The following is a 22,913-nucleotide window of genomic DNA, read 5'->3' on the forward strand; positions in this document are numbered from 1 at the left end:
GATCCATCGACTCTGTTCGATCGACCAAGCTCGGCGTCATCCAACGGCACCAGATCTTTGTCGGAGCAGACGCTACGCGATCTGAACAAAGCAAAAGCCGCCCTCGAAAGTGCGCGAGGGCACGATGACAGGCGTTCCGAAAGGAGGCGTCCCCTCGCTCTTCGCGATTTCAATCACATCGAGGAGCCGCTGCATCAGGACGGCTCGAAAGGTACCAGGTCATGACCATCGTTCTCCTTGCGCAGCACGACAATCATACGCTTGACGAGCAGACTGCAAAGGCACTGACGGCCGCCCTTGCGATGGGTGGAGAGGTCCATGTTCTCGTCGCTGGCTCCGGCGCCGAAGCTGTCGCGGCGGCGGCATCACGATTGCGGGGCGTCTCCAAAGTTCTTCTGGCGGACGCACCGACCTACGCAAACGGTCTGGCGGAGCCGCTTGCAGCTCTGCTCGTCGCGATCAGTCCGAACTACGACGCGTTCGTCGCGGCTGCGACCAGTACTGCAAAGAACGTGATGCCGCGCCTCGCTGCTCTGCTCGACGTCATGCAGGTGTCGGAAGCAACCGCCGTTAACGGCCCGGACGTGTTCGAACGTCCGATCTATGCCGGAAATGCTCTGCAGATGGTCCAGGTGACCGACCTCAAGAAGGTCGTTACAGTGCGCTCCGCTTCCTTCCCGGCCGCTGAATTCTGTGAAACGCTGGCTCCGATCACGGCCCTCGAAGCGACGGTTAACCCCAATCTCTCCACATTCGTCGAGGAGCGGGTGGCACATTCGGATCGGCCCGAGTTGGCGGCAGCTAAGATCGTGGTGTCCGGCGGCCGGGCGCTCGGTTCGAAAGAGAAGTTCGATGAGTTCGTCCTGCCTTTCGCTGATAAGCTGGGAGCCGCAGTCGGCGCATCTCGGGCGGCAGTGGATGCCGGTTATGCTCCAAACGATTGGCAGGTCGGTCAGACCGGCAAGGTCGTGGCACCGGATCTCTACATAGCCTGCGGCATATCGGGTGCGATTCAGCATCTCGCTGGCATGAAGGACTCCAAGATCATTGTAGCTATCAATACGGATGCGGAAGCACCGATCTTTCAAGTCGCCGACTACGGGCTTGTCGGCGACATCTTCACGCTTCTTCCGGAATTGACTGAAAAGCTATGAAGGGATCAGCGTACTCTCGAAAACTGAATCCATGGGTTCAAATAGTTTTCGGTTCGCACAGGTGCGCAGCGTAGCGCCTGGCGAAAGGCGGCAGCGTGGCGCACTCCCACGTCTGCGCTGCCGCTCGGTGACCGCAAGGACGGGCAGCTTTTGGCTGCCCGTCAAATTAGCCTGGCGGTGAGCTACCTAACCATTTTGTAGCGGTGTGGGTATGGGACTGCGGTCCACTCGAGGCGGCGCGGCTAAGCGGAGCCGACCTGCCAGAGTACCAGTTCGCCCGGACGGCAGCATGGCTACCTTCCAGCATCTGGCGCTTCCAGGCGAAGAGCTGCGACGGAGAGACAAAATGGGCGGCATGATCGCGTATGGGTTCCGAACGCTGACGATGTTGTCGAAACTGCTTGCAGAGATCTGGGAGATGGGAGGGACGACGAGATCCTCTAACTAAGGCTTTAACAAGCTGTGCTTCCTGGCTCCTGTGCCCAACGGCGCAGCAATTTGACTTCACGAAACCCTACGTGTCGGTGGAACACCGGGACACAGGCGTAATGTTCACCGGCGACGTTGCTGTCGAGTTGCGGGAAGCATCAAAGCCGACCGTGACGGCTGAGTGGCGTGAAGTTACCTAGTTCAACTCAGTCGATAGAGTGGCTTTGTCAAGTCGTACCGCTTGTCGCCCAATACGGAAATAATTTCCGGCGTTACGGCGCCGAGAGATGCTCTTCTGGCCAAACCGATAGCCGCCGTAAACCTGCTCCGCTTGAATATCTGAGACGCTTCACACATCCAACGCTCAGTAAAACACCGTTGGACTGAAGGCACGCGAACCTCTAGCAGAGTGATACGCGCACCGGAGTCGTTGTTCAAGCGCCTTGAACAAGCTGAAGCGATATCAGTTTGCTACCATCTCGGCTGGTAGGTCCTGGCCAAAGTATTTCTTGTAGATCGTATTGAGCTTTCCGTTCTTCAGATTGGTGTCGACGAAGCCGTCGATTGTCGCCTGGAATGCTGCGTCACCTTTGCGAAGACCAATGGCCATCGGGTAGGCGTTCAGCTCCATCTTAATCTCCAGTCCCAGACCTGGGCTTTGCGTGGCGACGGCCTGAGCGGTTGAGAGCGCTGCTGCGAACACCTTCTGCTGTCCCGTCGCCATCGCCGTGTTGGTGGTGGATTCATCCTCGTAACGGACGATGCTGGCGTCGCTGTCGCTGCTCTTGATCAGCTTGGTCAGCTCCATGTCGGCCGTGGTGCCTCTCGCGACGGCGACTTCCAACCCGGCGAGATCGGCGGCTGCTTTGATGTTGGTGTCCTTCGGGCCGGAGATCACGACCGGGATAACGCCATACGGCTTGGAGTAGTCGATGACCTTCTTGCGCTCCTCGGTGACCGAGAACGATGCGATCACCACGTCGGCGCGGTTCGAGAGCAGGAACGGCACGCGGTTCGCGCCGGATACGGGCACGATCTCGAGCTTCACCCCAAGGTCTTCGGCGAGAAGCTTCGCGGTCTCGACGTCGGAGCCGGTCTCTGTGGCGGTGCCGTCGAGCATGCCGTAGGGCGGATGGCTGACGTCAACGGCGACGATGATGCTGCCACGTGCTTTGATATCGGACAGGGTGGCGGCAAGTGCCGTCCCCACGGACGCAACGAGGCTGGCCGCAAGAACGATGCTCGCCAGAAGTGATGTCTTGGACATGGTGTATCCTCCCATTATGCCACGCCCGGAATGGACGCGGAAACCGTCAAAGGCCGTTGCCGACGAACTGCCGGAGCTCAGGTGTCGCCGGGTCGGCCAGCATCTTGCCGTCGCCCTTTTCCCAGACGCGACCCTCGTGCATGAACACGATCTGGTCCGCGACCTTCGCGGCGAACGCCATCTCGTGGGTCACCAGCACCATGGTCATGCCGCTCGCCGCTAGCTTGGCGATCACCTTGAGCACCTCTCCCGTTAGTTCCGGATCGAGGGCCGACGTAATTTCGTCGAAGAGCATCAGGCGCGGTCGCATCGCTAGCGACCGCGCGATCGCGACCCGCTGCTGCTGGCCTCCGGAGAGCTGCTCCGGATAGTTCTGGGCCTTCTCCGAAAGCCCAACCTGCTCAAGCACTTCGGCAGCGAGTTCCCCGACGGCCGCACCCTTCAACCCGTTCACCTTGCGAGGTGCGAGTGTGACGTTCTCTTCGACCGTCAGGTGCGGGAAAAGGTTGTAGCTTTGGAAGACGATGCCGACCTCCTTACGCAGGTCGCGCAGGTCGAAGTCGCGCGCGAGAAGGTCACGCCCGCATACAGTCAACTGGCCCGCGTTGATCTTTTCGAGCCCGTTGATGCAGCGCAGCGCCGTGCTTTTGCCGGACCCGCTCTTGCCGATCAGGGCGACCACCTGTCCCTCGTTGATGTCGAGTGTGATGCCCTTGAGAACCTCGAGGGCGCCGAAGCTTTTGCGGACCTCGTCGAAGCGGACGAGCGGGACGCTGGTCGATGCGAGGGGGTCGCTCGAGGTCTGGGTCAGCATGTCCATCACTCCGGGACTCGATGAAGGCGACGCTCGAACCGCCGGGCGAATACCGACATCGGGAAGCAGATCGCGAAGTAGATGAGGGCGGCCAGCGTGAAGACGACAAAGGGGTTGAACGTCGAGTTGTTGATGACCTTTGCCGAGTAGGTGAGGTCGATGAAGCCGATGACGACCGAGTACGACGTGTTCTTCACAATTTGGACCATGAAGCCGACAGTGGGCGGCACGGCGATGCGCAGTGCTTGCGGCAAGATGACGAAGACGAAACGCTGGTACGAGGTAAGCGCGAGGCATTCACCGGCTTCCCACTGGGTCGTCGGCACCGACTGGAGGCAGCCCTTCCAGATCTCGCCGAGGAAGGCGCTGGAGTAGAGCGTCATTGCCATGCCCGCGGCGACCAGTGCCGACACGTTGTAGCCGTAGATGCTCATGCCGAAGTAGACCACGAACATGAGTACTGGGAGCGGGATGCCCTGGACGAGCTGTACATAGAGGCTGGCGGTACGCGATATCCAGCGCTTGCGAGCGGCGCGGGCCATGGCGAGGGGAAGGCCGAGGACCGTGCCCCCAACGAAGCCGAGTAGAGACAGGACGATGGTCCAAATGGCGCCCTGGAAGATGTAGAGAATCTGGTCGATCGTCAGGCCGAACATGCAAGGCTCCCCCGTTCGATGGCGGTGCGGACGGACGTGCGCGGCCCGGTCACAGCGGCGTCCGAAGACGGCGAAGGCGCGGGAAAGCCAGGTTCGCCACGCCATGCAGCAGGAAGCGCAGGGCGGTCGCCATGATCAGGTAGAGCACGGCGATGACGATGTAGACCTCGAACCCGCGGAACGTGAAGGACTGGATCTGGTAGGCGACGCCCGTCAATTCCTCGGCCGAGATCTGCGACATGATCGAGGTCGCGAGCATCATCAGAATGAACTGGCTGACGAGCGCCGGGTAGACGCGCTCTGCGGCCTGCGGGAGCTGGATGTTCCAGAAGAGCTGGCTGCGGCTCATGGCAAGGCAGGAGCCTGCTTCAAGCTGGCCGCCGTGCACGCTCTGGAAGCCTGCCCGCATGATCTCGGCGGTGTAGGCGCCGACGTTGATGACGAGGGCGATGACGGCAGCGTTCGTCGGGCCGATCCGGGCGCCGAGAATGGCGAGTCCGAAGAAAAGCCAGAACACCTGGATGATAAGGGGCGTGTTGCGGATGCCCTCGACGTAGACCGTGACGATCCGCTGGACCCATCGCGGCCCGTATAGACGACCCACCGCGCAGGCGGTGCCAAGGGCGAAGCCGGGGATGATCGAGATGACCGTCATCCAAATTGTCAGCCATACGCCGTTGGCGAGTTCGCTGTAATAGTCCGGTAGAAAGCTAAAATCAAAGACGTAAGACAAGACGATTCCTCACGCAGGATGTAATCCTGCGGCGCTACAGTCTGCGGTGTAGATGGAAATCCATCATGGCGACTTGGCGACAGCGTCTAGCAGGCCAATTCCTCTTTGCACAACATGCAACCTCCTCCCAAAGGCCTGTCATCCGAAATCAATTCGACTTGACAAAATCATGGCTAACATGGATGGCTATTGCTTGCAATAGCCATTTTGAACGCGTCCAAGCCACCCGAGGAAATGCCTGATGTCTGCCATTACAGCGTCCCTGCCTGCCATCCGTCTCAATGCGAAAGACAATGTGGCAGTCGCGAGATCGGCCATCACCGCCGGCGAGAACGCAGGCGGCCTGCTCGCTACGACGGAGGTCCCGGCTGGACACAAGCTGGCCCTCGGACCCATCGCCAAAGGCAGCGACGTCGTGAAGTACGGTCAGGTGATCGGCTTCGCAACGCGGGACATCCTCTCCGGGGAGCACGTCCATCTCCAGAACATGGCGATGCACGACAGTGCCGTCGTTCACCAGTTCGCCGCCGACGCCCAACCCACCCCACTCCTGCCGGTATCCGAGCGGCGCACCTTCATGGGCTACAAGCGCTCGGACGGTCAGGTCGGCACGCGCAACTACATCGGCATCATCTCGTCGGTGAATTGCTCGGCTACGGTCTCAAAGGCCATCGCCGACCACTACAACCGCGGTGGCGGGCTTGCGGGTTTTTCGAACGTCGACGGCGTCGTCGCGCTCACGCACGGCACCGGATGCGCCATCAACATGAAGACGGAGGGCTACCTCTACCTAACCCGCGTCCTCAGCGGCTATGCGCGCAACCCGAACTTCGCCGGCATCCTGATGATTGGGCTCGGCTGCGAGACGAACCAGATCAGCTTCATCACCGAGAAGTACGGCCTCGAGGAAGGACCGTTCCTCAGGACGATGACGATCCAGAATCTCGGCGGTACCCGCAAGACCGTGGAGGCCGCGTCCGCGATCATCGACGGGATGCTACCTGCCATCAACGCCATGGAGCGGACCGCGCAGCCGCTCTCCGGCCTGAAGCTGGCGTTGCAATGTGGAGGGTCGGACGGCTACTCCGGAATCTCAGCCAACCCCGCGCTTGGCCTCGCCTCGGACCTGCTCGTCCAGCACGGCGGCACGGCTGTTCTGTCCGAGACCCCGGAGATCTACGGTGCCGAGCACCTGCTGACACGCCGGGCGACCTCGCCTGCCGTCGCGCAGAAGCTTATGGACCGAATTGACTGGTGGCAGGGCTACACAGAGCGCCACGGCGCCGAACTGAACAACAATCCCTCGCATGGCAACAAGGCGGGCGGCTTGACGACGATCTTGGAGAAGTCGCTCGGCGCCGTCGCCAAGGGTGGAACCATGCCGCTGGAAGCCGTCTACGAGTACGCCGAGCCGATCGACAGGACGGGCTTCGTGTTCATGGACACGCCCGGCTACGACCCGGTCGCGGTGACCGGCCAGGTGGCGGGCGGCTGCAACATGATCGTATTCACCACGGGGCGCGGCTCGGTTTCCGGCTTCAAGCCCGCGCCTTGCATCAAGGTGGCGACCAACACCGCCATGTTCGAGCATATGGATGAGGACATGGACATCAACACTGGCGGCATCGTTACGGGCGACGACACGATCGAGGCGGCGGGGCACCGGATCTTCGAGAGGGTGATCGCCGTGGCGTCCGGCGAGAAAACCATGAGCGAGACCTACGACTACGGGGACAATGAGTTCGTGCCCTGGCAGCTCGGCGCGGTCACCTGATCGCCACGTCCTCCGCGTGTTTCGACACGTCGTGACAGCAGACGGACTTCGATCTACCACTTCGGTCGAGATCGACATGATTAGAGAACGGATGAGCAGACATTGGTCGTGTTGGAGCGTAAGCCAGCCTATGCGAGCATGACGGAGACGCTTCGGGCGAGCATGGCCCGCGGAAGCATTCCCGCCGGAACCGTGATCCTGGAAAGCCACCTCGCGACTCTATTCAACTCCAGTCGCGCGCCCGTTCGGCAGGCGTTGGCGACCTTGGAGAACGAGGGACTCGTCGGCCGCTTCGCTGGACGGGGCCTGGTCGTTGGCCCAGGTTCTTCGCCATCGCGCATACCGATCACCAGGGAGATGCTGGTGCCGACACCGACCGATGGCCTATTGCCGGACGTCGACCCCGCCGACGCCATCTACTACGCGGTCGAGCGCGACATCATCCTGCACTCGCTGTTCGGTCGGTACCGCGTCAACGAACTGGCGCTCGCGCGCACGTACGACATCAGCCGCCTCGCCGCGCGCAACATTCTACTGCGGGCCCAAGGAGTCGGGATCGTCGGGAAGGGCGAGAAGTCGCACTGGTGGATCGTTCCGCTGAACCTCGATCGCATGGCGGCCCTTTACGAGCTTCGGGCGATTCTCGAGCCTGTAGCGCTCGGCAACGCGGCGGCGCGCATTCCTATGGCGCTCGTGGACGAGGTCGCCGAACGCCACCGTGCGGCAATCATGCGCTTTCCGGAGGTCGACATCGCGACGCTGGACGAGCTCGAGGACGACATCCATGTAAAACTGCTTGGGCACTCGACCAACCCAGAAATTATCGAGGCGTTGAAACGTGGCAGAGCGCTGTTCGTGTCGACCAAGCATATCCAGATTGCTCTACGCCGCTCGGCGCTGATCGACCCGTTTCTAGACGAACACCTTACGGTCGTGGAGGCAGTACGCGAGGATCGCATCGATGCCGCCAAGCAGGCACTCCATGACCACCTGCGGTCATCCAACGCAAAGTCTCTGCGAAATCTGGCGAGCTTCAACGAGACTCAGAAGGCCGAACCGGTCGACTACATCCTCACTTAGTAGCTCTGCAGGTCTTAGCGCTAAAAGCAGTCAGTCCGCTTCCGGAGCGCCTTCGCTGATAATAACTGCCATCTCGCGATCAAATCTTCTTAGAGCCCGATTCAGAAGTTTCTCAAGCGTAGCAATATCTTGCGGTTCGCCGGGTAAGCATGCGGATGGAGGCGATCAGCGCCCATGCGGTTGAAGAGGAGACGGAAGTTTCCCAGTCTTTTGCGAGGCGGCGGCATCGTCCGAGCCACGCGAAAGTGCGCTCGACGACCCACCGTCGAGGCAGGATCTCGAAGCCTTTGGCGACATCTGATCGCTTGATGATCTCGATGGTCCAGTCGCCATGGCGGGCGATCGCGTCGCGCAGTTTCTGCCCGGCGTAACCGCCATCGGCGAAGACATGGCGCAGCCACGGGAAACGCCGGCGTATCGCCTTGAACATCGACGGCGCCGTCCCGGTCTTGAATATCGGCGGCATGCACGAGAATCATGACCAGGAAGCCGCAGGTGTCGGTGAGGATATGGCGCTTGCGGCCCTTGATCTTCTTGCCGGCGTCATAGCCGCAAATCCCGCCGCTTTCCGTGGTTTTGACCGACTGGCTATCGATGACACCGGCACTGGGCGAGGCTTCGCGTCCTTCGATTTCGCGCAGGCTCATGACCAGCGCCATGTTGATCGCATCGAACAGACCGGCATCGCGCCACGCGTAAAAATAGCGCCGCACCGTCGAAACCGGCGGAAAGCATTTGGGCAACAGCCGCCATGCACATCCGCTCGATGCGATGTAGAGCAAGGCGTTCACAACTTCGCGCATGTCCGCCGAGCGGCGGGTCGTGTCCGTCAACGTGGTGGAAATTGAGTGTAGCTGAAGCGGCTCCGTTTCAGGCGACTTCGGTGGAAATCTGTTCGGGTTTTGCAGTGTTGCCCATGGCCATGAGGTCGGCCATGGGTTCGGTCTGCATGTAGCGGTTCTGGATCTGCCATTCGTCGTTGGCCTCGAGAAGGACGGCGCCGATGAGCCGGATGATGGATCCCTCGTTCGGGAAGATTCCGACGACGTCGGCACGCCGCTTCACCTCCTTGTTCAGGCGCTCCAGGGAATTCGTCGAATGGATCCGGGTCCGGTGCTGACTGGGAAAATCCATGTGCGCCAGCACGTCGGTCTCGCTGTTGTCGATGAAGGCCCCGAGCTTTGGACACTTTCCCGAAGCTGGTCGGCGACGTGGCGCAGCGCCTGGCTGGCGCTAGCACGATCGGGCTGGGCGAAGGCTTGGCGCAGCGCGGCCGCCGCCATGCTCTGCTGCGCCTTCGGGACATACGACAGGGCGTTGCGCATCAATGCACCCGGCAGCGCTGCCAGGAGGCGCTGAACACCCGGCGAATGGCGGCTTTCAGCCCTTCGTGAGCATCCGAGATCACGAGCTTCACGCCGGACAGGCCGCGGCGCACGAGGCTCTTGAGGAAGCTCGACCAAAACGTCTCCGCTTCCGAGGGGCCGATGTGAAGGCCGACGATCTCGCGCTTGCCGTCCGTGTTCACGGCCACGGCGATTATGGCGGCGACCGAAACGATGCGTCCACCCTCGCGCTGCTTCAGGTAGGTCGCATCCAGCCAGAGGTAGGGCCAGTCGCCAGTGAGAGGACGGTCGAGGAAGCCGCCGACGCGTTCGTCGATGTCTTTGCACAGCTTCGATACGGTGCTCTTGCCGATCCCCGACAGCCCCATGGCCTGTACCAGATCGTCGACCCGCCGGGTGGAAACGCCGCTGATCCAAGCTTCCTGAATGACGGCAACCAAGGCCTTCTCCGAGAGCTTTCTCGGCTCCAGGAACGGCGGGAAGTAGCTGCCCTGCCGAAGCTTGGGTATCGAAGCTGCAACGAGCCGAGCCGCGTGTCGAGCGAGCGGTCGCGGTAGCCATTGCGATAAGTCGCCCGTTCCTGCGTCCGTTCGTGGCGCCCGGCGCCGATCATGCCTTCAACGTCGACCTCCATAAGGAGCTGCATCACGCTCTCGGCTATCGTTCTCAGGAAATCGCCGTCCCCGGCTTTCGCAAAAAGCTCGGCAAGCGGTAGTCTGTCCTCGGTCATCGGGTTCTCCGGTCAGGTTGAAGTCTCGCAACTCCACCTTAGCCGCCCTATCCGGTGACCGCCTCAGCCACACCTTTCAATGTCGGAATTTCCACCACGAGCGCGGACACTACCGAGCGGCGCCGCCCTCCGCGTTTCGCGGCTGGGATAAACGGAGCCGTCACCATCCACTCCCGATCCGTCATATCGCTTGGATACCGCAACCCCTCCCGGCTATGCTCGCGCCGGGCAATACCAGACCATGCCATCGTTCACTCCATCTCCTCGCAAAGACGGCCTGAATCACAACATACTGGTATTGCTCAACAACTTTCGGATCGGGCTCTTAGGCATTCCCAGGCAATAGGGTCAGCAGAGCATTGGCTTGCGGTTGGTCGTCTGCCGCCGTTGCCGAGAATTCCCTGTAAGGCATTCAGTCCACTCCCATGATATCCGCGTCCATATCGATGTAACTGCCCTCTTGAACGTTGATCCGGGTGACGGTTCCGGAAGTCTCCGCGATGACCTGTTGCTCCATCTTCATGGACTCCATCACGGCTAGAACGTCGCCGTAGGAGATAGCGTCTCCCTCGGAGACGCAGATCTCGAGGATCATCCCCGACAGGGGTGCTTTGATGCCTCTGCGGTATGAAAGTGGTTCAGCCTCGCCTTGCACCGCCGATGTATCATAGGGAGACACGATGTCGTCGTCCGACGCACCCGATCCTGTCGGCGTCGCGACGCTGATGAAGGCCCGAGCTGCTTCCGCCAAGGCCGGCAGCTCGATGTCGATCCACTTCGTGGAGACCTTGAAGTCCGCCGCGTCGTAAGCCGCGAACTCATCTCGATCGAGAATTGCGCGGTGCAGGGGAGCGATCGTGGTGACACCTTCGATTTCGAACTCGCGGAAGGCGCGACGCGCCCTTTGGATCGTCTCGTTCCGGTCGCTCCCGGTGACGATCAGCTTGCCAACCAGCGAGTCGTAGTAGGGAGGAATGGTATCGCCCGAAACATACCCGAAGTCGGACCGGACTCCCGGACCGGAGGGAAGGTTGAGCTTCATGATCGGCCCGGGTGTCGGACGAAATTCCGCCCAGGGATCCTCTGCGTTGATGCGAAACTCCATAGCGTGCCCACGAAGTGCTGGAACGTGCTCGGAGACGTGCTCGCCCTCGGCGATACGGAACATCTCACAAATGATGTCGATCCCCGTAACCTCCTCGGTAACAGGGTGCTCGACCTGAACGCGGGTGTTGACTTCCAGGAAGTAAACCTTGCCTTCCGGCGTTACCAGATATTCGCAGGTGGCAGCTCCGCAATAGCCGACGATCGACAAAATATCGACCGATGCCTTCACGAGGGTTGCGTTCTGCGCGTCGGTCAGGAAGGGCGCGGGAGCCTCCTCGACGAGCTTCTGCTGGCGTCTCTGAAGGCTGCAGTCGCGCGTCGAAAGCACGACGACGCGCCCGTGCCTGTCCGCCAGGCACTGTGTCTCGACATGCCGAGCGTTCTCGACGTAGCGCTCCAGAAAGCACTGCGCCCTTCCGAACGCGAGTCCAGCTTCCCGCTCGGCTGCAGCGATCTGCGACTCCAGTTCGTAGGCTTCGCGGACGATGCGCATGCCGCGCCCTCCGCCTCCGTTCTGCGCCTTCACGATGACCGGGAGTCCGTGTTCGGATATGAACGATCTGGCCGTTTCGATCGTCAGCGCTTTTTCGTCGATCGAGGGAAGGACTGGAACGCCCGCTTCCCGCGCGACGGCCCGTGCAGCGACCTTGTCGCCGAGCCGTGCTATGACGGCAGCATCCGGACCGATCCATACTAAGCCGGCGTCCATCACTGCTGCCGCGAAGATTTCGTTCTCCGCCAGGAAGCCGTAACCGGGATGGATCGCATCAGCAGAGGACCTGGCAGCGACGTCGAGAATGGCCGCCTGGTTCAGGTACGTCTCCCGGGGCGACGTTCCTTCGAGATGATAGACCTCGTCGGCGAACCGAGCATGAGGAGCATTCCTATCGACGTCGGAAACAATAGCGACCGAAGCGTAGCCCGCATCCCGGCATGCTCGGACAATGCGCAACGCGATCTCGCCGCGGTTGGCGATCAGAATTTTCTTCATCTGTTCAGATGCCTTTCGAATCAACGATCAACAAGGACCACCGCGGTGGCTTTCCATGTGATCCATACGTCTGCTCCCGGCTTCGGAAGCTCGGGCTTGGCGCATTCGACGCGCAGGTGCGTCCCGTCCGGAGCTCGCACCGTCACCAGGCATCTGCTGCCAAGAAACAGGTCGCGCACGATCTCGACCTTGAAAGGCATTATCTCGTCCGGCGCTCCGATGTCGTCCAGCCTGAACCTGATGTCCTCGGGCCGCACGATCGCGGTCACGTTGCCCCCCACCCCAGGAGAAGGCACTGGTTGGTGAACAAGAAAAGGTCCCAGGGCGGAATCAATCTCCAGACTACCGTCGGCCGATTGCCTGATGTCGGTGACCTGGATCAGATTGGCCTCGCCGAGGAATTGAGCAACGAACTTAGATCGAGGTCGATAGTAGAGTTCGTCGGGCGCTGCATACTGCAGTATCTCTCCATGCGACATGATCGCGACCTTGTCAGAAAGAATGAAGGCCTCTTCCTGATCGTGGGTCACGTACACCGCCGTGATGCCCGTACGCTGCTGAACGTCGCGAAGATCGGTGCCGAGTTGCTGACGAAGCCTCCGATCAAGCGCTCCCATGGGTTCGTCCAGAAGCAGAAGGGAAGGGCGGTAGGAAAGCGCACGGCCGATCGCAACCCGCTGCTGTTGTCCACCGCTCAACTCGCCGACTCCGCGGCCGGCCAGGTGGGGCAGTTCGATCAGTTCGAGGATTTCCTTGACGCGGGCTGCCCTGTCGCCCTCGCTCCATTTGTGAAGCCTCAACGGGTAGCCGATGTTCTCGGCCACGTTCATGTGGGGGAAGAGCGCATAGTTCTGAAAGACGAAGCCGACGTTGCGCGCCTGGACGGGTAGCGAGGTGACATCGCGGTCCCCGATACGTATGCGGCCGGAGGTCGGCGCGCTGAGTCCCGCGATAGCGCGCAGCAATGTCGTCTTTCCGGAACCGGAAGGCCCCAGAAGGGTGCAGAACGTCCCGCCGGGTATATGTAGATCGGTCGACTTCAACCCGACGAATCCGTTGGGGAATGTAAGTCCGACTCCCTCGACCGTGATGTCGTTGAAGTTGTCTTCGCCATGCGAGGCTGGCCTTGAAGGCGCTGCAATTGATGTCACCACGGATTTCATGGAGCGTCCCTTCTTAAAACGTCCGTGTTAAAACGGGTGACGGACCGACGTCTCATTGTTCGACCTTAGAGATTTTTGAGGCCCCGCCGCAAGCCGCTTCTCTAGATTTTTTGAAAAACTGGTTGATCGCGGCTGGTATCTTGGTACAACAGCCGTGTTAAATCAGTGATCGGCACCCAATCCGGAGGCGTAAAGATGACGTATAGCCGAATGGCCGCAGTGGCCCTTGCCTGTGCAGTGAGTATGCCGCTTTGCAGCGCCGCTACGGCGGCGGAAGTTCTATCGACGCAGATCCGGGACAAGGTGTCCGGCGAACTGATCTGGTACGATGCGTCCGGAGGTGCGACGACGCGTGCGAGAGAGGAGACCGTCACGAAGGATTTCATTGCGGAGACCGGAATTTCGGTTCGCGGCGATTACAATTCGGACATGACCAAGTTCTTCGCCGCGATGGACGGCGGCGCCACGATACCGTGGAGCATGATCGAATTTCCGACCAAGGGTGACTTCATCCGGGCGCGGGACGCCGGCTACCTGCTCAAGCTCGATCCGTCGATGGTGGACGTGACGAAACTCCAGCTTGGATCATACGACGAGTACGGCGTCGACGTGATGCGGTACGGCATCGTGCTTACGTACAATACGGAAAAATTCTCTGGAGCAAACGCACCGACTAGCCTCAAGGATATCTACGATCTTGAGCGTTTTCCCGGTAAGCGATGCATGTTCAAGTATCCGCAGTTCGGCGCGGTGCTGGAGTCGGCTCTTCTGGCGGATGGCGTGGGGCGCGGCGAACTTTATCCTCTCGATCTGGATCGAGCATTCAAGAAGCTGGACACCATCAAGTCGGAGACTCTCTGGTGGGGCAATGGTGACGAAGCAGTGCGTCTCATTTCGAGCGGCGACTGCTCGATCGGCGTCGCATGGAGTGGTCGCGTATACGGGGCGGTGCGGAACGACAAGGCGCCGTTGGCAATGGTCTGGCAGGACTCGCTCTACTCCCAGGCCGTATACGCAGTTCCCAAGGGTGCCAGCAATGCGGATGCCGGTCAGGCGATGATCGGACACTTCATCGCGGACTTGGAAGGCCAGAAGGCGCTTGTGCGCGAAATTCCCTACACGACTGCCATCTCCGCACTCGGGGTGGAGGATTATGGGGATGATCTTGCGGAATGGCTAATCGCCGGCGACAACGAGGCCAAGGCCATCGTGGAGGATGCCGGCTACTATGCTAAGAACCTGACCGATGTGGTTGACCGTTTCAATCGCTGGATCGCGCTAAACTAGGATTATTGCTGATCATGCCCCGCATCGTGGACCACGACGAACGCCGACGCGAAATATGCGACGTTCTTCTCGACGTCGTGGCGGAAGCCGGGATTGCCGCGGCGACGATACGTGAAGTGGCGGACCGTTCGAAGTGGTCCACGGGCGTGATCAGCCATTACTTCAAGAACCGGCAGGATCTCCTTCTAGGTGGTCTCAGGCGGGCGGCGGAGATACTTTCCGAGCACAACACACGGATACTCGGATCGCTGACCGGCTTGCCGGCGCTCGAGCAGCTCGTCGAGGGCAGCATGCCCTTGGACGGAAGGCGTCTCGCCTTGTGCCGGATATTCTTCTTCTTCTACGTGGAAGCCATGAAGGAGGGGGAGCTTGAAAGCGAGGTCCGGAGCTATCTGGATGGCTGGCGGAAGTCGATAACCCGCGCGATCCGTCGTGCGCAGGAAACTGGCGACATGCCTTCGGATTTGGATCCCAAGCAGATCTCGCGTGACCTCGCCGGGCTCGCTGACGGGTTGAGCATGCAGGCGCTGCTCGATCCGGCGGTTATGACGAGGCTGCGAGAGCAGTCGCCGGTTCGATACTGGATCCGGTGCCTTTGCAATCAGGCGGCATTCGATGAGGACGTGAGAACTCTCGCTATCGACCGGTCCCGCAAAGTGGCCTGACTTTCCCATATAATTTCAAGGCAGGTACGATGTCATTCATCGAGGTCTCCGGGCCGGGTAGCGGCGTGTCGACAATTCTTGGGGACTTCGGTCCTCAGGCGTTCCATTCTCCTGAAAAGCTGGCACTCATCTGGGAGAGTGGTTCCTGTACTTACGGGGAGTTGCGTAACCGTTCCCTCCGCCTTGCCGGAGCCCTGCGCTCGATGGGCTTGCAATCGGGGGATCGCGTGGCGACCCTGATGTTCAACCGCGGCGAAATATTCGAGCTTTATTTCGCCTGCGCCTATGCTGGTCTGACCCTCGTTCCCGTCAGTTTCCGTCTCACCGCCTCGGAGATCTCCTCCATCCTCGAAGACAGCCAGTCGAAGGTGATCTTCACCGAGACCGATCTTGCGGCAGTCCTCTGTGAGGCGGTCGCGGGTCTTGACTGGTCGCCTGCGATCGTCGCGTTGGAAAGCAATTCGGGCGGAGATGACTACGATCGTCTGGCGCTCCACCCCGATCCCTATTCATGCACCTCACCAAACGAAGTGCAGATGGTGCTCTACACCTCTGGCACGACGGGAAGGCCCAAGGGGGTCGCGATACGCTCGTCGGCCGTCATGTGGTGTGCCATGCAGCAGGTCGTCCAGTTTCGGGGCCTCGACGACAAGGCGGTTATGCTGATCAACGCGCCGATGTACAACACGGCGGCCATGAACGAGAGTTCCATCCCGACCTTCATGGCCGGGGGTACGGTGGCAATTATGCCAAGCAGGGGCTGGTCCGCGGAGCGCCTTGGCCAATTCATCTCGCAATGGTCAGTCACTCACGCACTGATCTTTCCCTCGATGTTTCGCTCGATGATCGAGGCGGACGCGTTGTCGCCTCTGCCGCTCTCGACGATGAAGTGGTGGTACACCGGTGGTGAGAACTGTCCCCCGTCGCTGATGGGCGAGGTCCGCCGACGCTGGCCCGGCATCGAACTGGCGATCGTATACGGGTCGACGGAGTCCGGTATGGTCACTCTGGTAGAGGGCGACGACATCGAGAGGCATCCCGGGTCTGTCGGTCGGATCGTGCCGGGTCAGTCGATCCGCTTGCTGGACACCGAGGGTCGCGACGTTGCCCCTGGAGAGATCGGCGAGGTCTGGACCGCCGGTCCAGCGGTCATGAAGAACTACTGGAACGCTCCGCAGCTAGACGCCGAAACCGTGCGCGACGGCTGGCTGAAGATCGGCGACCTAGCCCGGATGGACGAAGACGGCTGGATCTTCATTGTCGGTCGCACGAAGGACCTCATCATCTCGAAGAGCCAGAACATCTATCCGGCCGAGATCGAGAACGCCATCCGGCGGCACTCGGCCGTACTGGATGTCGCCGTGGTCGGAATTCCCGATGCCGAGTTCGGCGAAGCCGTGTGCGCCTGTGTCCTTTCTCGTCAAGGCATGGACGTCGGCAAGGACGACATCCTCAGCTTTACCTTGCAGGCGCTCGCTTCCTACAAGAAGCCGCGTCATCTCTTCTTCATGGACGCGTTTCCGATCAGAAACGACACAAAGGTCGACAAGGCCGAACTGGCCCGGATCTGCACCGAACTTGTTTCCGTCGCTTGAGTGGAGGGCGCAGTATTGTCACCATCACCGCATGCCGAATGGACTGCCCTCCTTCAGGTTCTCGAGGAGCGCCGGACGGTCGCCTTCGCGTCGGGCGGCGCCGAGCGTGTGGCCCGCGAGCACCGTTACAACCGGTCCACCGCCCGCGAGCGGATCCTGAAGCTCGTCGACGCCGGCACGTTCCTCGAGATCGGCACGTTCGTAACGACGCCGACGGAAGAAGGATCGCTGCTCGCCTCGACCTACGTCTGCGGGATCTGTGAGATCGACGGTCGACAGGTTGCGGTCGGGGCAGAGGACTACTGCGTCGAAGGAGGCGGAACGGGAGTGCATCTTCCGCGATACAAGGGAGGATGGGGCGGCTTCATCGAGGAGTTCGCCCTCGGGTACCGACTACCGCTCGTCATGTTGATCAACGGCGTCGGCGGCTCGGTGATCCTGCAGGACCGGATCGGTTATCCGGAGTTGCAATCGGCAAACTCGACCTTCCCTATGTTCGACCTCATGGAAAAGGTCCCGGTTCTCGCGGCGGTACTCGGTCCGACCGCCGGCAGTTCGGCTGCGCGTGCTCACATCTCGCATTTCTCGGTGATGACGAAGGACAACGGCTGCCTCTTTGCGGGAGGTCCGCCGGTCGTCAAGCAGGCGCTCGGACTCGACATCGACAAGTTCGCCCTGGGCGGCGCCGACATCCATACCCGCACCTCGGGCCTGATCGACAATCAGGTCGAGAACGAGGACGCCGCTCTGCAAGCCGTCCGTCGCATGCTTTCCTACCTGCCCGACCATGTCGGCGAGCGTTCGGCGATATCGGCGCAATGGTCGGCGAACGAACAGGACGACCTGCTTGCAATAGTGCCGCCGAGTGCGCGGCGGACCTACGACGTTCATGCCCTCATCCGTTGCATCGTCGACGTCGACAGCTTCTTCGAAATCTCGCCCGACTACGGCCGCTCCTTGCGAACCGGCATGGCCCGGATCGAGGGACATACGGTGGGCGTGCTGGCCTCCGACAACCGGTTTCTGGCAGGCTCGCTGGACGTGTCGTCTTCACTGAAACAGGCGAAGTTCGTCGAACTTTGCGACCGCTTCCATATTCCCATCGCCTATTTCGTGGACGTGCCGGGCTTCCTGGTCGGACCGAAGGCAGAGGAGGCCGGCGTCCTGAAGTTCGGCGCGATGGCCCTCCGGGCAATCCAGCAGGCCGCCGTTCCCGTCTACACGGTGCAGGTCAGAAGGTCCTACGGACTGGGAGGCGTCGCCACCGGCAGCGCCAATCCGATGAGCATCCGCCTGTGTTGGCCCAGCGCCTCTTGGGGGGACATGCCGATCGAGGGCGGAGTTGAAGCTGCGTTCCGGGGAGAGCTCGACTCCGTGCCGCCGGAAGCTCGGGAGGCCCTGAAGCAGGAGCTGACCAAGCGTTTCGAGGCGCAGACGTCCGTCTGGAGGGCCATGGAGAATTTCGCCGCCGAGGAGATGATCGATCCTCGCGACACGAGGCGGTTCCTGGCGCGGTTGCTGAAACTGGCTTACCGTCGCCCGATCTCTGGGCCAGCGGCATGACCGGCGCGCCCGCGATGCCGCTGGTGTCCTCGGGGGCGGGAAAGTGGCCCTGGCGGGCGGCCCTCCTTCTGACGCCGACACTCGTCATCTTCATCTTCTCCCTGGTCTGGCCCCTCGCGAGCATCGTGCTGCGCAGTCTCAACGAGAAGGGCCGAGCGGCGCTTGGAGACGGGATCTACTGGGGCCACTATCTTGCGATCGCAGAGGACGATCTCCTTCGCCAGGTCGTTCTGCACAGCGTGATGCTGTCGTCGGTGGCGACGCTCATCACTGTCGCATTGGCCTTCCCATCAGCCTACGTCATTTCGCGGCTGTCCCGGCGTATCTCGTCCTTGATGATGGTGATCATCCTGATGCCCTTCTGGGTTTCCATCATCGTCCGGCTTTTTGCGTTCACTACAATTCTCGGCCAACAGGGCATCGTCAACTCCGCTCTCGGATCGCTTGGTGTTGGCCCGTTCCAGCTGCTTTACAACACGTTTGCAACCGTAACAGGCATGGTCGCTTACCTGTTGCCGTACCTGGTACTGATCCTCGTTTCCGCCATGACGGCGATTGACAATTCGCTGCTGACGGCGGCCCGTACGATGGGCGCTTCCGAACGTCGCGTCTTCACGGAGATCTACTTCCCGCAGGTGCGTCCCGCACTTCTCAGCGGAACCGTCCTCACGTTCGTTCTTTCTCTCGGATTTTTTCTGACGCCGGCCATTCTGGGTGGGCCGCGCAATCTCACGATCCCCATCTTCATCCAGCAGCAGGTTCAATCCTACCAGTGGGGAGAAGCTGCCGCGATGGGAGTGGTTCTTCTCGCGGTCTCCACCGTCGGATACCTTGTCGCTCTTCGTCTCGGGGGCAAGGGCATCCTGTCGCCGGTCCAGCAGGGCTCTCGCGGGACCGCTGCCGCGGACCCCTTGCGGACGACACCCGTCACCGTCGCCTGCGTCCTCGTCCTCGTCCTCGTCCTGGTTCTTCTCGTGGCGCCGCTGATCGTCGTGATCCCGACGGCCTTCACCGAAACGACGCAGATCCGGTTTCCCCCGGTCGGCTTTAGCTGGAGGTGGTTCCACGAGGTGCTGACGACGCCGCTTTGGTACGAAGCATTCTTCAAGAGTGTACGGGTCGGTCTCATGACGGCCATCGTCTCGACCCTCTGCGGGCTTTCCCTGGCCAGGATGGGAACGCGCATCACCTCGTCTTTCTGGCGAATGGCGATCCAGGCAGTGGCTATCATGCCGTTGATCGTCCCGGTGATTCTGCTGGGCATCGGCGTTTACGACGTCCAGGGTCGCATGGGACTTCTCGGCAGCGACGTGGGACTGGTTCTCGCACATACCGTCCTCTGCTTGCCACTGACCTTCCTGGTTCTGGCCAATGGACTGTCTTCGATGGACGTTTCCGTGGAACAGGCGGCCTGGACCATGGGCGCAAGCGGCAGCAGGACATTCTGGTCGATCATCGTCCCCAGCATGGTTCCCGCCCTCGTCGGATCCTTGGTAATTTCGTTCGTGACCTCGTGGGACGAGGCCGTCCTGGCGATGTTCCAGACGGAACTCGATAAGTCGCTACCGGTCGCGATCTACTCCTTCCTGAAGAGTGGCATTACGCCGGCCGTCTCCGCGGTCGCCGCGATTGTGACGGTCCCAGTGCTGATCGCGACGGTCTTTCTCGGAATTCAGGCGATCAGTTCCAGCCGTCGTGTAACCAAGGTGTTGAAGACATGATATCCCGAAACCGCTTTCCCAGCGGCTCCGTCAATATCGTCGGCGCATACGAGTCCCCGCGACGCAAGTCACCCAACGTCCATCCGTACCAGATCCATGCGGAAGTCATCGCCGCGGCGCTTGCCGATGCTGGCCTGACGGTTGCGGACGTGGACGGATTCGCCACGGCGGCATCGTTCCCGTCGGAAGCCGGCTGGCAGCTGAACGTCGTCGAGATCGCGGAGTACGTGGGCCTCGAACCGGCATGGGTTGATGGGACCGACATCGGAGGCGCGGCGACCCTCAGTCACGTCGGTCACGCGGTGGCCGCGATTCAAGCCGGACTCTGCGAGGTCGTCGTGGTCAGCTACGCTTCCTGCGGCCGCTCCTGGCCGCTGCCGGCGACGGATTTCAATACCGGTCCGACGGGGCCGGGGCAGTACGAGGTTCCGTTCGGCATGTCCACGATCTCCGCGTATGCACTCGCGGCGACACGCTACATGCACCGCTATGGACTGCGCGCCGAACACCTCGCCGAAGTGGCGGTTCAGGCTCGGTCGAACGCGCACCGGAATCCCGACGCGATGTACCGCGATCCGATCACGGTCGACCACGTGCTGTCGTCCACCATGATCTCGACGCCGCTGCACAAGCTTGACTGCTGCGTCGTCAGCGACTCCGGTGGAGCCATCGTGATCACGTCGCGCGAGCGTGCCCGAGATACGCGCCGCGGCGGTCCGAGCGTCCTCGGGTTCGGCGAGGCCGTCAGCCACGGTCAGATGAACCAGATGGCGGAACTGACCACCACGAGCGCGGAACGTTCGGGCCGGCGTGCCTTCGAAACGGCAGGCGTCGCACCGGCCGATATCCGCGTCGCCCAGATCTACGACTCGTTCACCATCACTGTGGCTCTCAGCCTCGAAGCCCTCGGACTCGTTCCACGGGGGGAGGTGGGCGATTTTCTGGCGAGCGGTGGCATAGGGCCGTCGGGAAGACTGCGCATCAACACGGACGGGGGCGGACTCTCCTCGAACCATTCCGGCAGGCGTGGAATGTACGCCGTCATCGAGGGCGTCCGCCAGCTTCGTGGAGAAAGCCCCGGCGTGCAGTTGGAGTCTCCCGAGCTGTGCCTTGTCAATGGAACGGGAGGTTGGCTGTCCGCGACGGCTACACTCCTACTGGGAGCGACGAGATGATAGAGATGGGTTCGGTTCTTCCCGTTCGGGACGAAGTATCCACCGTCTGGTTCGAGGCGGTGGACCGGGGCGAGCTTCTGATCCAGCTAGATCCGCTCACCGGCAATCACCAGATGTACCCCCGAGCCCATGTCGTCGGCGTCCCCGACCGGGCACCGGATTGGGTCAGGGCGTCGGGACGAGCCACGCTCTATTCGTTCACGGTCGTAAAGCGTTCCGTGCATCCCCAGTTCTCGACTTTCGTCCCATTCGTCATCGGCATCGTCGAGCTCGAGGAGGGGCCACGCCTGACAAGTTGGGTCGTCGATGTTCCGGAAGACCAGCTCCGTTGCGATCTGCCGTTGAGCGTCGTCTTTCGTGAGATCCACCCTGGCCTTCGCTTGCCCTGCTTTACGAAGGCGTGAAATGGAAATGACATTCGACGAAATCGAAGTCGGGGCCGAGTACCATTCGGCAGGTCGGACCATCACCGAGACCGACATAATCAACTTCGCGGGTCTCAGCGGCGACTTCAATTCGCTCCACACCGACGACCAGTGGGTGCGAGACAACACGGACTATCCCGGCCGCATTGCACATGGGCTTCTCGTCCATGCGATCGGAGAGGGACTGCGATGCAAGTCACTCGACGAATGGAAGATACTCGCTTTCCTGGAAACCCAGCGAAGGATGCTGCTGCCCGTCCTTCCCGGCGACCGGATCTCACAGACCTACAAGGTTGCCTGGAAGAAACCGAGTTCGAAACAGCCCACACGCGGCGTCGTCGAGGTCGAGGTGACGATCGTCAATCAGCGGGGCGAGATCGTACAGACTGGCCACAACAGGTACATGATCGGAGGGTGCGAGTGATGCGTGGGATCGCCGAGAAGGTCTATATCGTCACAGGCGCCGCGCAGGGCATCGGCAAGGCCACTGCTTCCAGGCTCCATGAGGAAGGAGCGCAGGTTGTCCTCGCTGACCGGAATGTCAGCGGCGTCCACCGACTGGAGGAGGAGATCAACGGTTCTGGAGGCCGAGCATTTGCCGTCGTCCTGGATGTCGCCATACGCGAAAGCTGGTCGGCAGCCGTCGGAAAGATCATCGAACATTTCGGTCGTATCGATGGGCTGGTCAACAATGCAGGGCTGACCCGCGACCGTTCGCTCCTCAAGATGACCGATGAGGACTGGCATTCGGTGGTCGACGTGAACCTCCGCGGCGCGTGGCTCGGATGCCAATCGGTCGTTCCCCATATGACCACATCCGGAGGCTCGATCGTGAATCTATCGTCGGAGTCACGCTGGGGGGCGTTCGGTCAGTCAAACTATTCAGCGGCCAAATCCGGTCTTGTCGGTCTCACGCGGACCGTTGCACTCGAGTGTGCGCGACATGGGATCAGGTCGAATGCGGTAGCGCCCGGGGCGACATCTACGCCTATGGTTGAAGCTGTTCCTGAAGAAGTTCGGAACGGGTGGAAAAGCAGCATTCCGATGAAACGGGAGGCGGACCCCTCCGAAATCGCTTCCGTGATCGTTTTCCTTCTTTCCGACGATGCGAGCTACGTAACGGGACAGATACTCGGAGTGAACGGCGGTTCCGCAATATAGAGCGACAACTCTTTTATAAAGAATCGAATACGTGACGAATATATTAGATAGATTAATGAGTTACAGTATTATTTGGA

The 22,913-nt window shown here is 61.1% G+C and carries 18 protein-coding genes and 3 pseudogenes; 12 read left to right on the forward strand and 9 right to left on the reverse strand.

The genetic code is table 11. The annotated features are described in order from the left end of the window. Nucleotides 1–221: 221 nt before the first annotated feature. Nucleotides 222–1,154 carry an FAD-binding protein gene (locus Sa4125_RS23560; protein ID WP_224008455.1) on the forward strand — a complete coding sequence of 311 codons (933 nt, stop codon included), beginning with the start codon at nucleotides 222–224 and terminating at the stop codon, nucleotides 1,152–1,154. An 892-nt stretch (nucleotides 1,155–2,046) separates the two neighbouring features. On the opposite strand, the gene Sa4125_RS23565 is transcribed toward Sa4125_RS23560, so the two are convergent. The 4 genes from Sa4125_RS23565 to Sa4125_RS23580 are packed head-to-tail and all read right to left on the reverse strand — an operon-like array spanning nucleotide 2,047 to nucleotide 5,053. Continuing rightward, nucleotides 2,047–2,850: a transporter substrate-binding domain-containing protein gene (locus Sa4125_RS23565; protein ID WP_224008458.1), complete on the reverse strand. Its 804-nt coding sequence runs from the start codon at nucleotides 2,848–2,850 to the stop codon at nucleotides 2,047–2,049. Between the two features lie 46 nt (nucleotides 2,851–2,896). Next, entirely contained in the window at nucleotides 2,897–3,664 is a 768-nt protein-coding gene (locus Sa4125_RS23570; RefSeq protein WP_224008461.1) for an amino acid ABC transporter ATP-binding protein, read from the reverse strand. 5 nt (nucleotides 3,665–3,669) lie between these two features. Next, nucleotides 3,670–4,320 (reverse strand): amino acid ABC transporter permease, encoded by a 651-nt coding sequence (locus Sa4125_RS23575; RefSeq protein ID WP_224008464.1) that lies wholly within the window; start codon nucleotides 4,318–4,320, stop codon nucleotides 3,670–3,672. A gap of 49 nt (nucleotides 4,321–4,369) precedes the next feature. Next, nucleotides 4,370–5,053: an amino acid ABC transporter permease gene (locus Sa4125_RS23580; RefSeq protein ID WP_224008467.1), complete on the reverse strand. Its 684-nt coding sequence runs from the start codon at nucleotides 5,051–5,053 to the stop codon at nucleotides 4,370–4,372. A gap of 241 nt (nucleotides 5,054–5,294) precedes the next feature. On the opposite strand from Sa4125_RS23580, the gene Sa4125_RS23585 reads away from it, so the two are divergent. Then, nucleotides 5,295–6,827, forward strand: coding sequence for an altronate dehydratase family protein (locus Sa4125_RS23585; protein WP_224008470.1), 1,533 nt, complete (start codon nucleotides 5,295–5,297; stop codon nucleotides 6,825–6,827). A gap of 138 nt (nucleotides 6,828–6,965) precedes the next feature. Further along, on the forward strand, nucleotides 6,966–7,907 hold the full coding sequence (locus tag Sa4125_RS23590; protein WP_224008473.1) for a GntR family transcriptional regulator: 942 nt from the start codon (nucleotides 6,966–6,968) through the stop codon (nucleotides 7,905–7,907). A 112-nt stretch (nucleotides 7,908–8,019) separates the two neighbouring features. Here Sa4125_RS23590 and Sa4125_RS23595 read toward each other — a convergent pair. The 5 genes and pseudogenes from Sa4125_RS23595 to Sa4125_RS23615 form a co-directional block, all read right to left on the reverse strand. Then, a pseudogene (locus tag Sa4125_RS23595) lies at nucleotides 8,020–8,722 on the reverse strand (IS5 family transposase); the annotation flags it as partial. A 55-nt stretch (nucleotides 8,723–8,777) separates the two neighbouring features. Continuing rightward, nucleotides 8,778–9,983, reverse strand: a pseudogene (locus Sa4125_RS23600) (IS256 family transposase). A 113-nt stretch (nucleotides 9,984–10,096) separates the two neighbouring features. Then, nucleotides 10,097–10,231: pseudogene (locus tag Sa4125_RS23605) on the reverse strand (IS5/IS1182 family transposase); the annotation flags it as partial. Nucleotides 10,232–10,395: 164 nt separating this feature from the next. Beyond that, nucleotides 10,396–12,081: a biotin carboxylase N-terminal domain-containing protein gene (locus Sa4125_RS23610; RefSeq protein WP_224008475.1), complete on the reverse strand. Its 1,686-nt coding sequence runs from the start codon at nucleotides 12,079–12,081 to the stop codon at nucleotides 10,396–10,398. Nucleotides 12,082–12,101: 20 nt separating this feature from the next. Beyond that, nucleotides 12,102–13,244, reverse strand: a complete 1,143-nt coding sequence (locus Sa4125_RS23615; RefSeq protein ID WP_224008477.1) for an ABC transporter ATP-binding protein — start codon at nucleotides 13,242–13,244, stop codon at nucleotides 12,102–12,104. 195 nt (nucleotides 13,245–13,439) lie between these two features. Between Sa4125_RS23615 and Sa4125_RS23620 the strand changes: the two genes are divergently transcribed. The 9 genes from Sa4125_RS23620 to Sa4125_RS23660 are packed head-to-tail and all read left to right on the forward strand — an operon-like array spanning nucleotide 13,440 to nucleotide 22,836. Then, complete coding sequence (locus tag Sa4125_RS23620; RefSeq protein WP_224008479.1) at nucleotides 13,440–14,531, forward strand: extracellular solute-binding protein; 1,092 nt, start codon at nucleotides 13,440–13,442, stop codon at nucleotides 14,529–14,531. A 14-nt stretch (nucleotides 14,532–14,545) separates the two neighbouring features. After that, on the forward strand, nucleotides 14,546–15,196 hold the full coding sequence (locus Sa4125_RS23625; RefSeq protein WP_224008481.1) for a TetR/AcrR family transcriptional regulator: 651 nt from the start codon (nucleotides 14,546–14,548) through the stop codon (nucleotides 15,194–15,196). 29 nt (nucleotides 15,197–15,225) lie between these two features. Then, nucleotides 15,226–16,791: an AMP-binding protein gene (locus Sa4125_RS23630; RefSeq protein ID WP_224008484.1), complete on the forward strand. Its 1,566-nt coding sequence runs from the start codon at nucleotides 15,226–15,228 to the stop codon at nucleotides 16,789–16,791. Nucleotides 16,792–16,806: 15 nt separating this feature from the next. Next, nucleotides 16,807–18,354: a carboxyl transferase domain-containing protein gene (locus Sa4125_RS23635; protein ID WP_224008486.1), complete on the forward strand. Its 1,548-nt coding sequence runs from the start codon at nucleotides 16,807–16,809 to the stop codon at nucleotides 18,352–18,354. After that, a complete protein-coding gene (locus Sa4125_RS23640) occupies nucleotides 18,351–20,075 on the forward strand; it encodes an ABC transporter permease subunit (protein WP_224008489.1) in 1,725 nt (574 codons plus the stop codon). The genes Sa4125_RS23635 and Sa4125_RS23640 overlap by 4 nt, the downstream gene beginning before the upstream one ends. After that, nucleotides 20,072–21,250: a hypothetical protein gene (locus tag Sa4125_RS23645; protein ID WP_224008492.1), complete on the forward strand. Its 1,179-nt coding sequence runs from the start codon at nucleotides 20,072–20,074 to the stop codon at nucleotides 21,248–21,250. The genes Sa4125_RS23640 and Sa4125_RS23645 overlap by 4 nt, the downstream gene beginning before the upstream one ends. Then, nucleotides 21,247–21,654: an OB-fold domain-containing protein gene (locus tag Sa4125_RS23650; protein ID WP_224008495.1), complete on the forward strand. Its 408-nt coding sequence runs from the start codon at nucleotides 21,247–21,249 to the stop codon at nucleotides 21,652–21,654. The genes Sa4125_RS23645 and Sa4125_RS23650 overlap by 4 nt, the downstream gene beginning before the upstream one ends. Nucleotides 21,655–21,661: 7 nt before the next feature. Further along, entirely contained in the window at nucleotides 21,662–22,099 is a 438-nt protein-coding gene (locus Sa4125_RS23655) for a MaoC/PaaZ C-terminal domain-containing protein (protein ID WP_224008497.1), read from the forward strand. Continuing rightward, nucleotides 22,099–22,836 (forward strand): SDR family NAD(P)-dependent oxidoreductase, encoded by a 738-nt coding sequence (locus Sa4125_RS23660; protein ID WP_224008500.1) that lies wholly within the window; start codon nucleotides 22,099–22,101, stop codon nucleotides 22,834–22,836. The genes Sa4125_RS23655 and Sa4125_RS23660 overlap by 1 nt, the downstream gene beginning before the upstream one ends. The last annotated feature ends 77 nt before the right edge of the window (nucleotides 22,837–22,913 follow it).

Origin of the sequence: Aureimonas sp. SA4125 (assembly GCF_019973775.1) — a bacterium.
Lineage (GTDB): Bacteria > Pseudomonadota > Alphaproteobacteria > Rhizobiales > Rhizobiaceae > Plantimonas.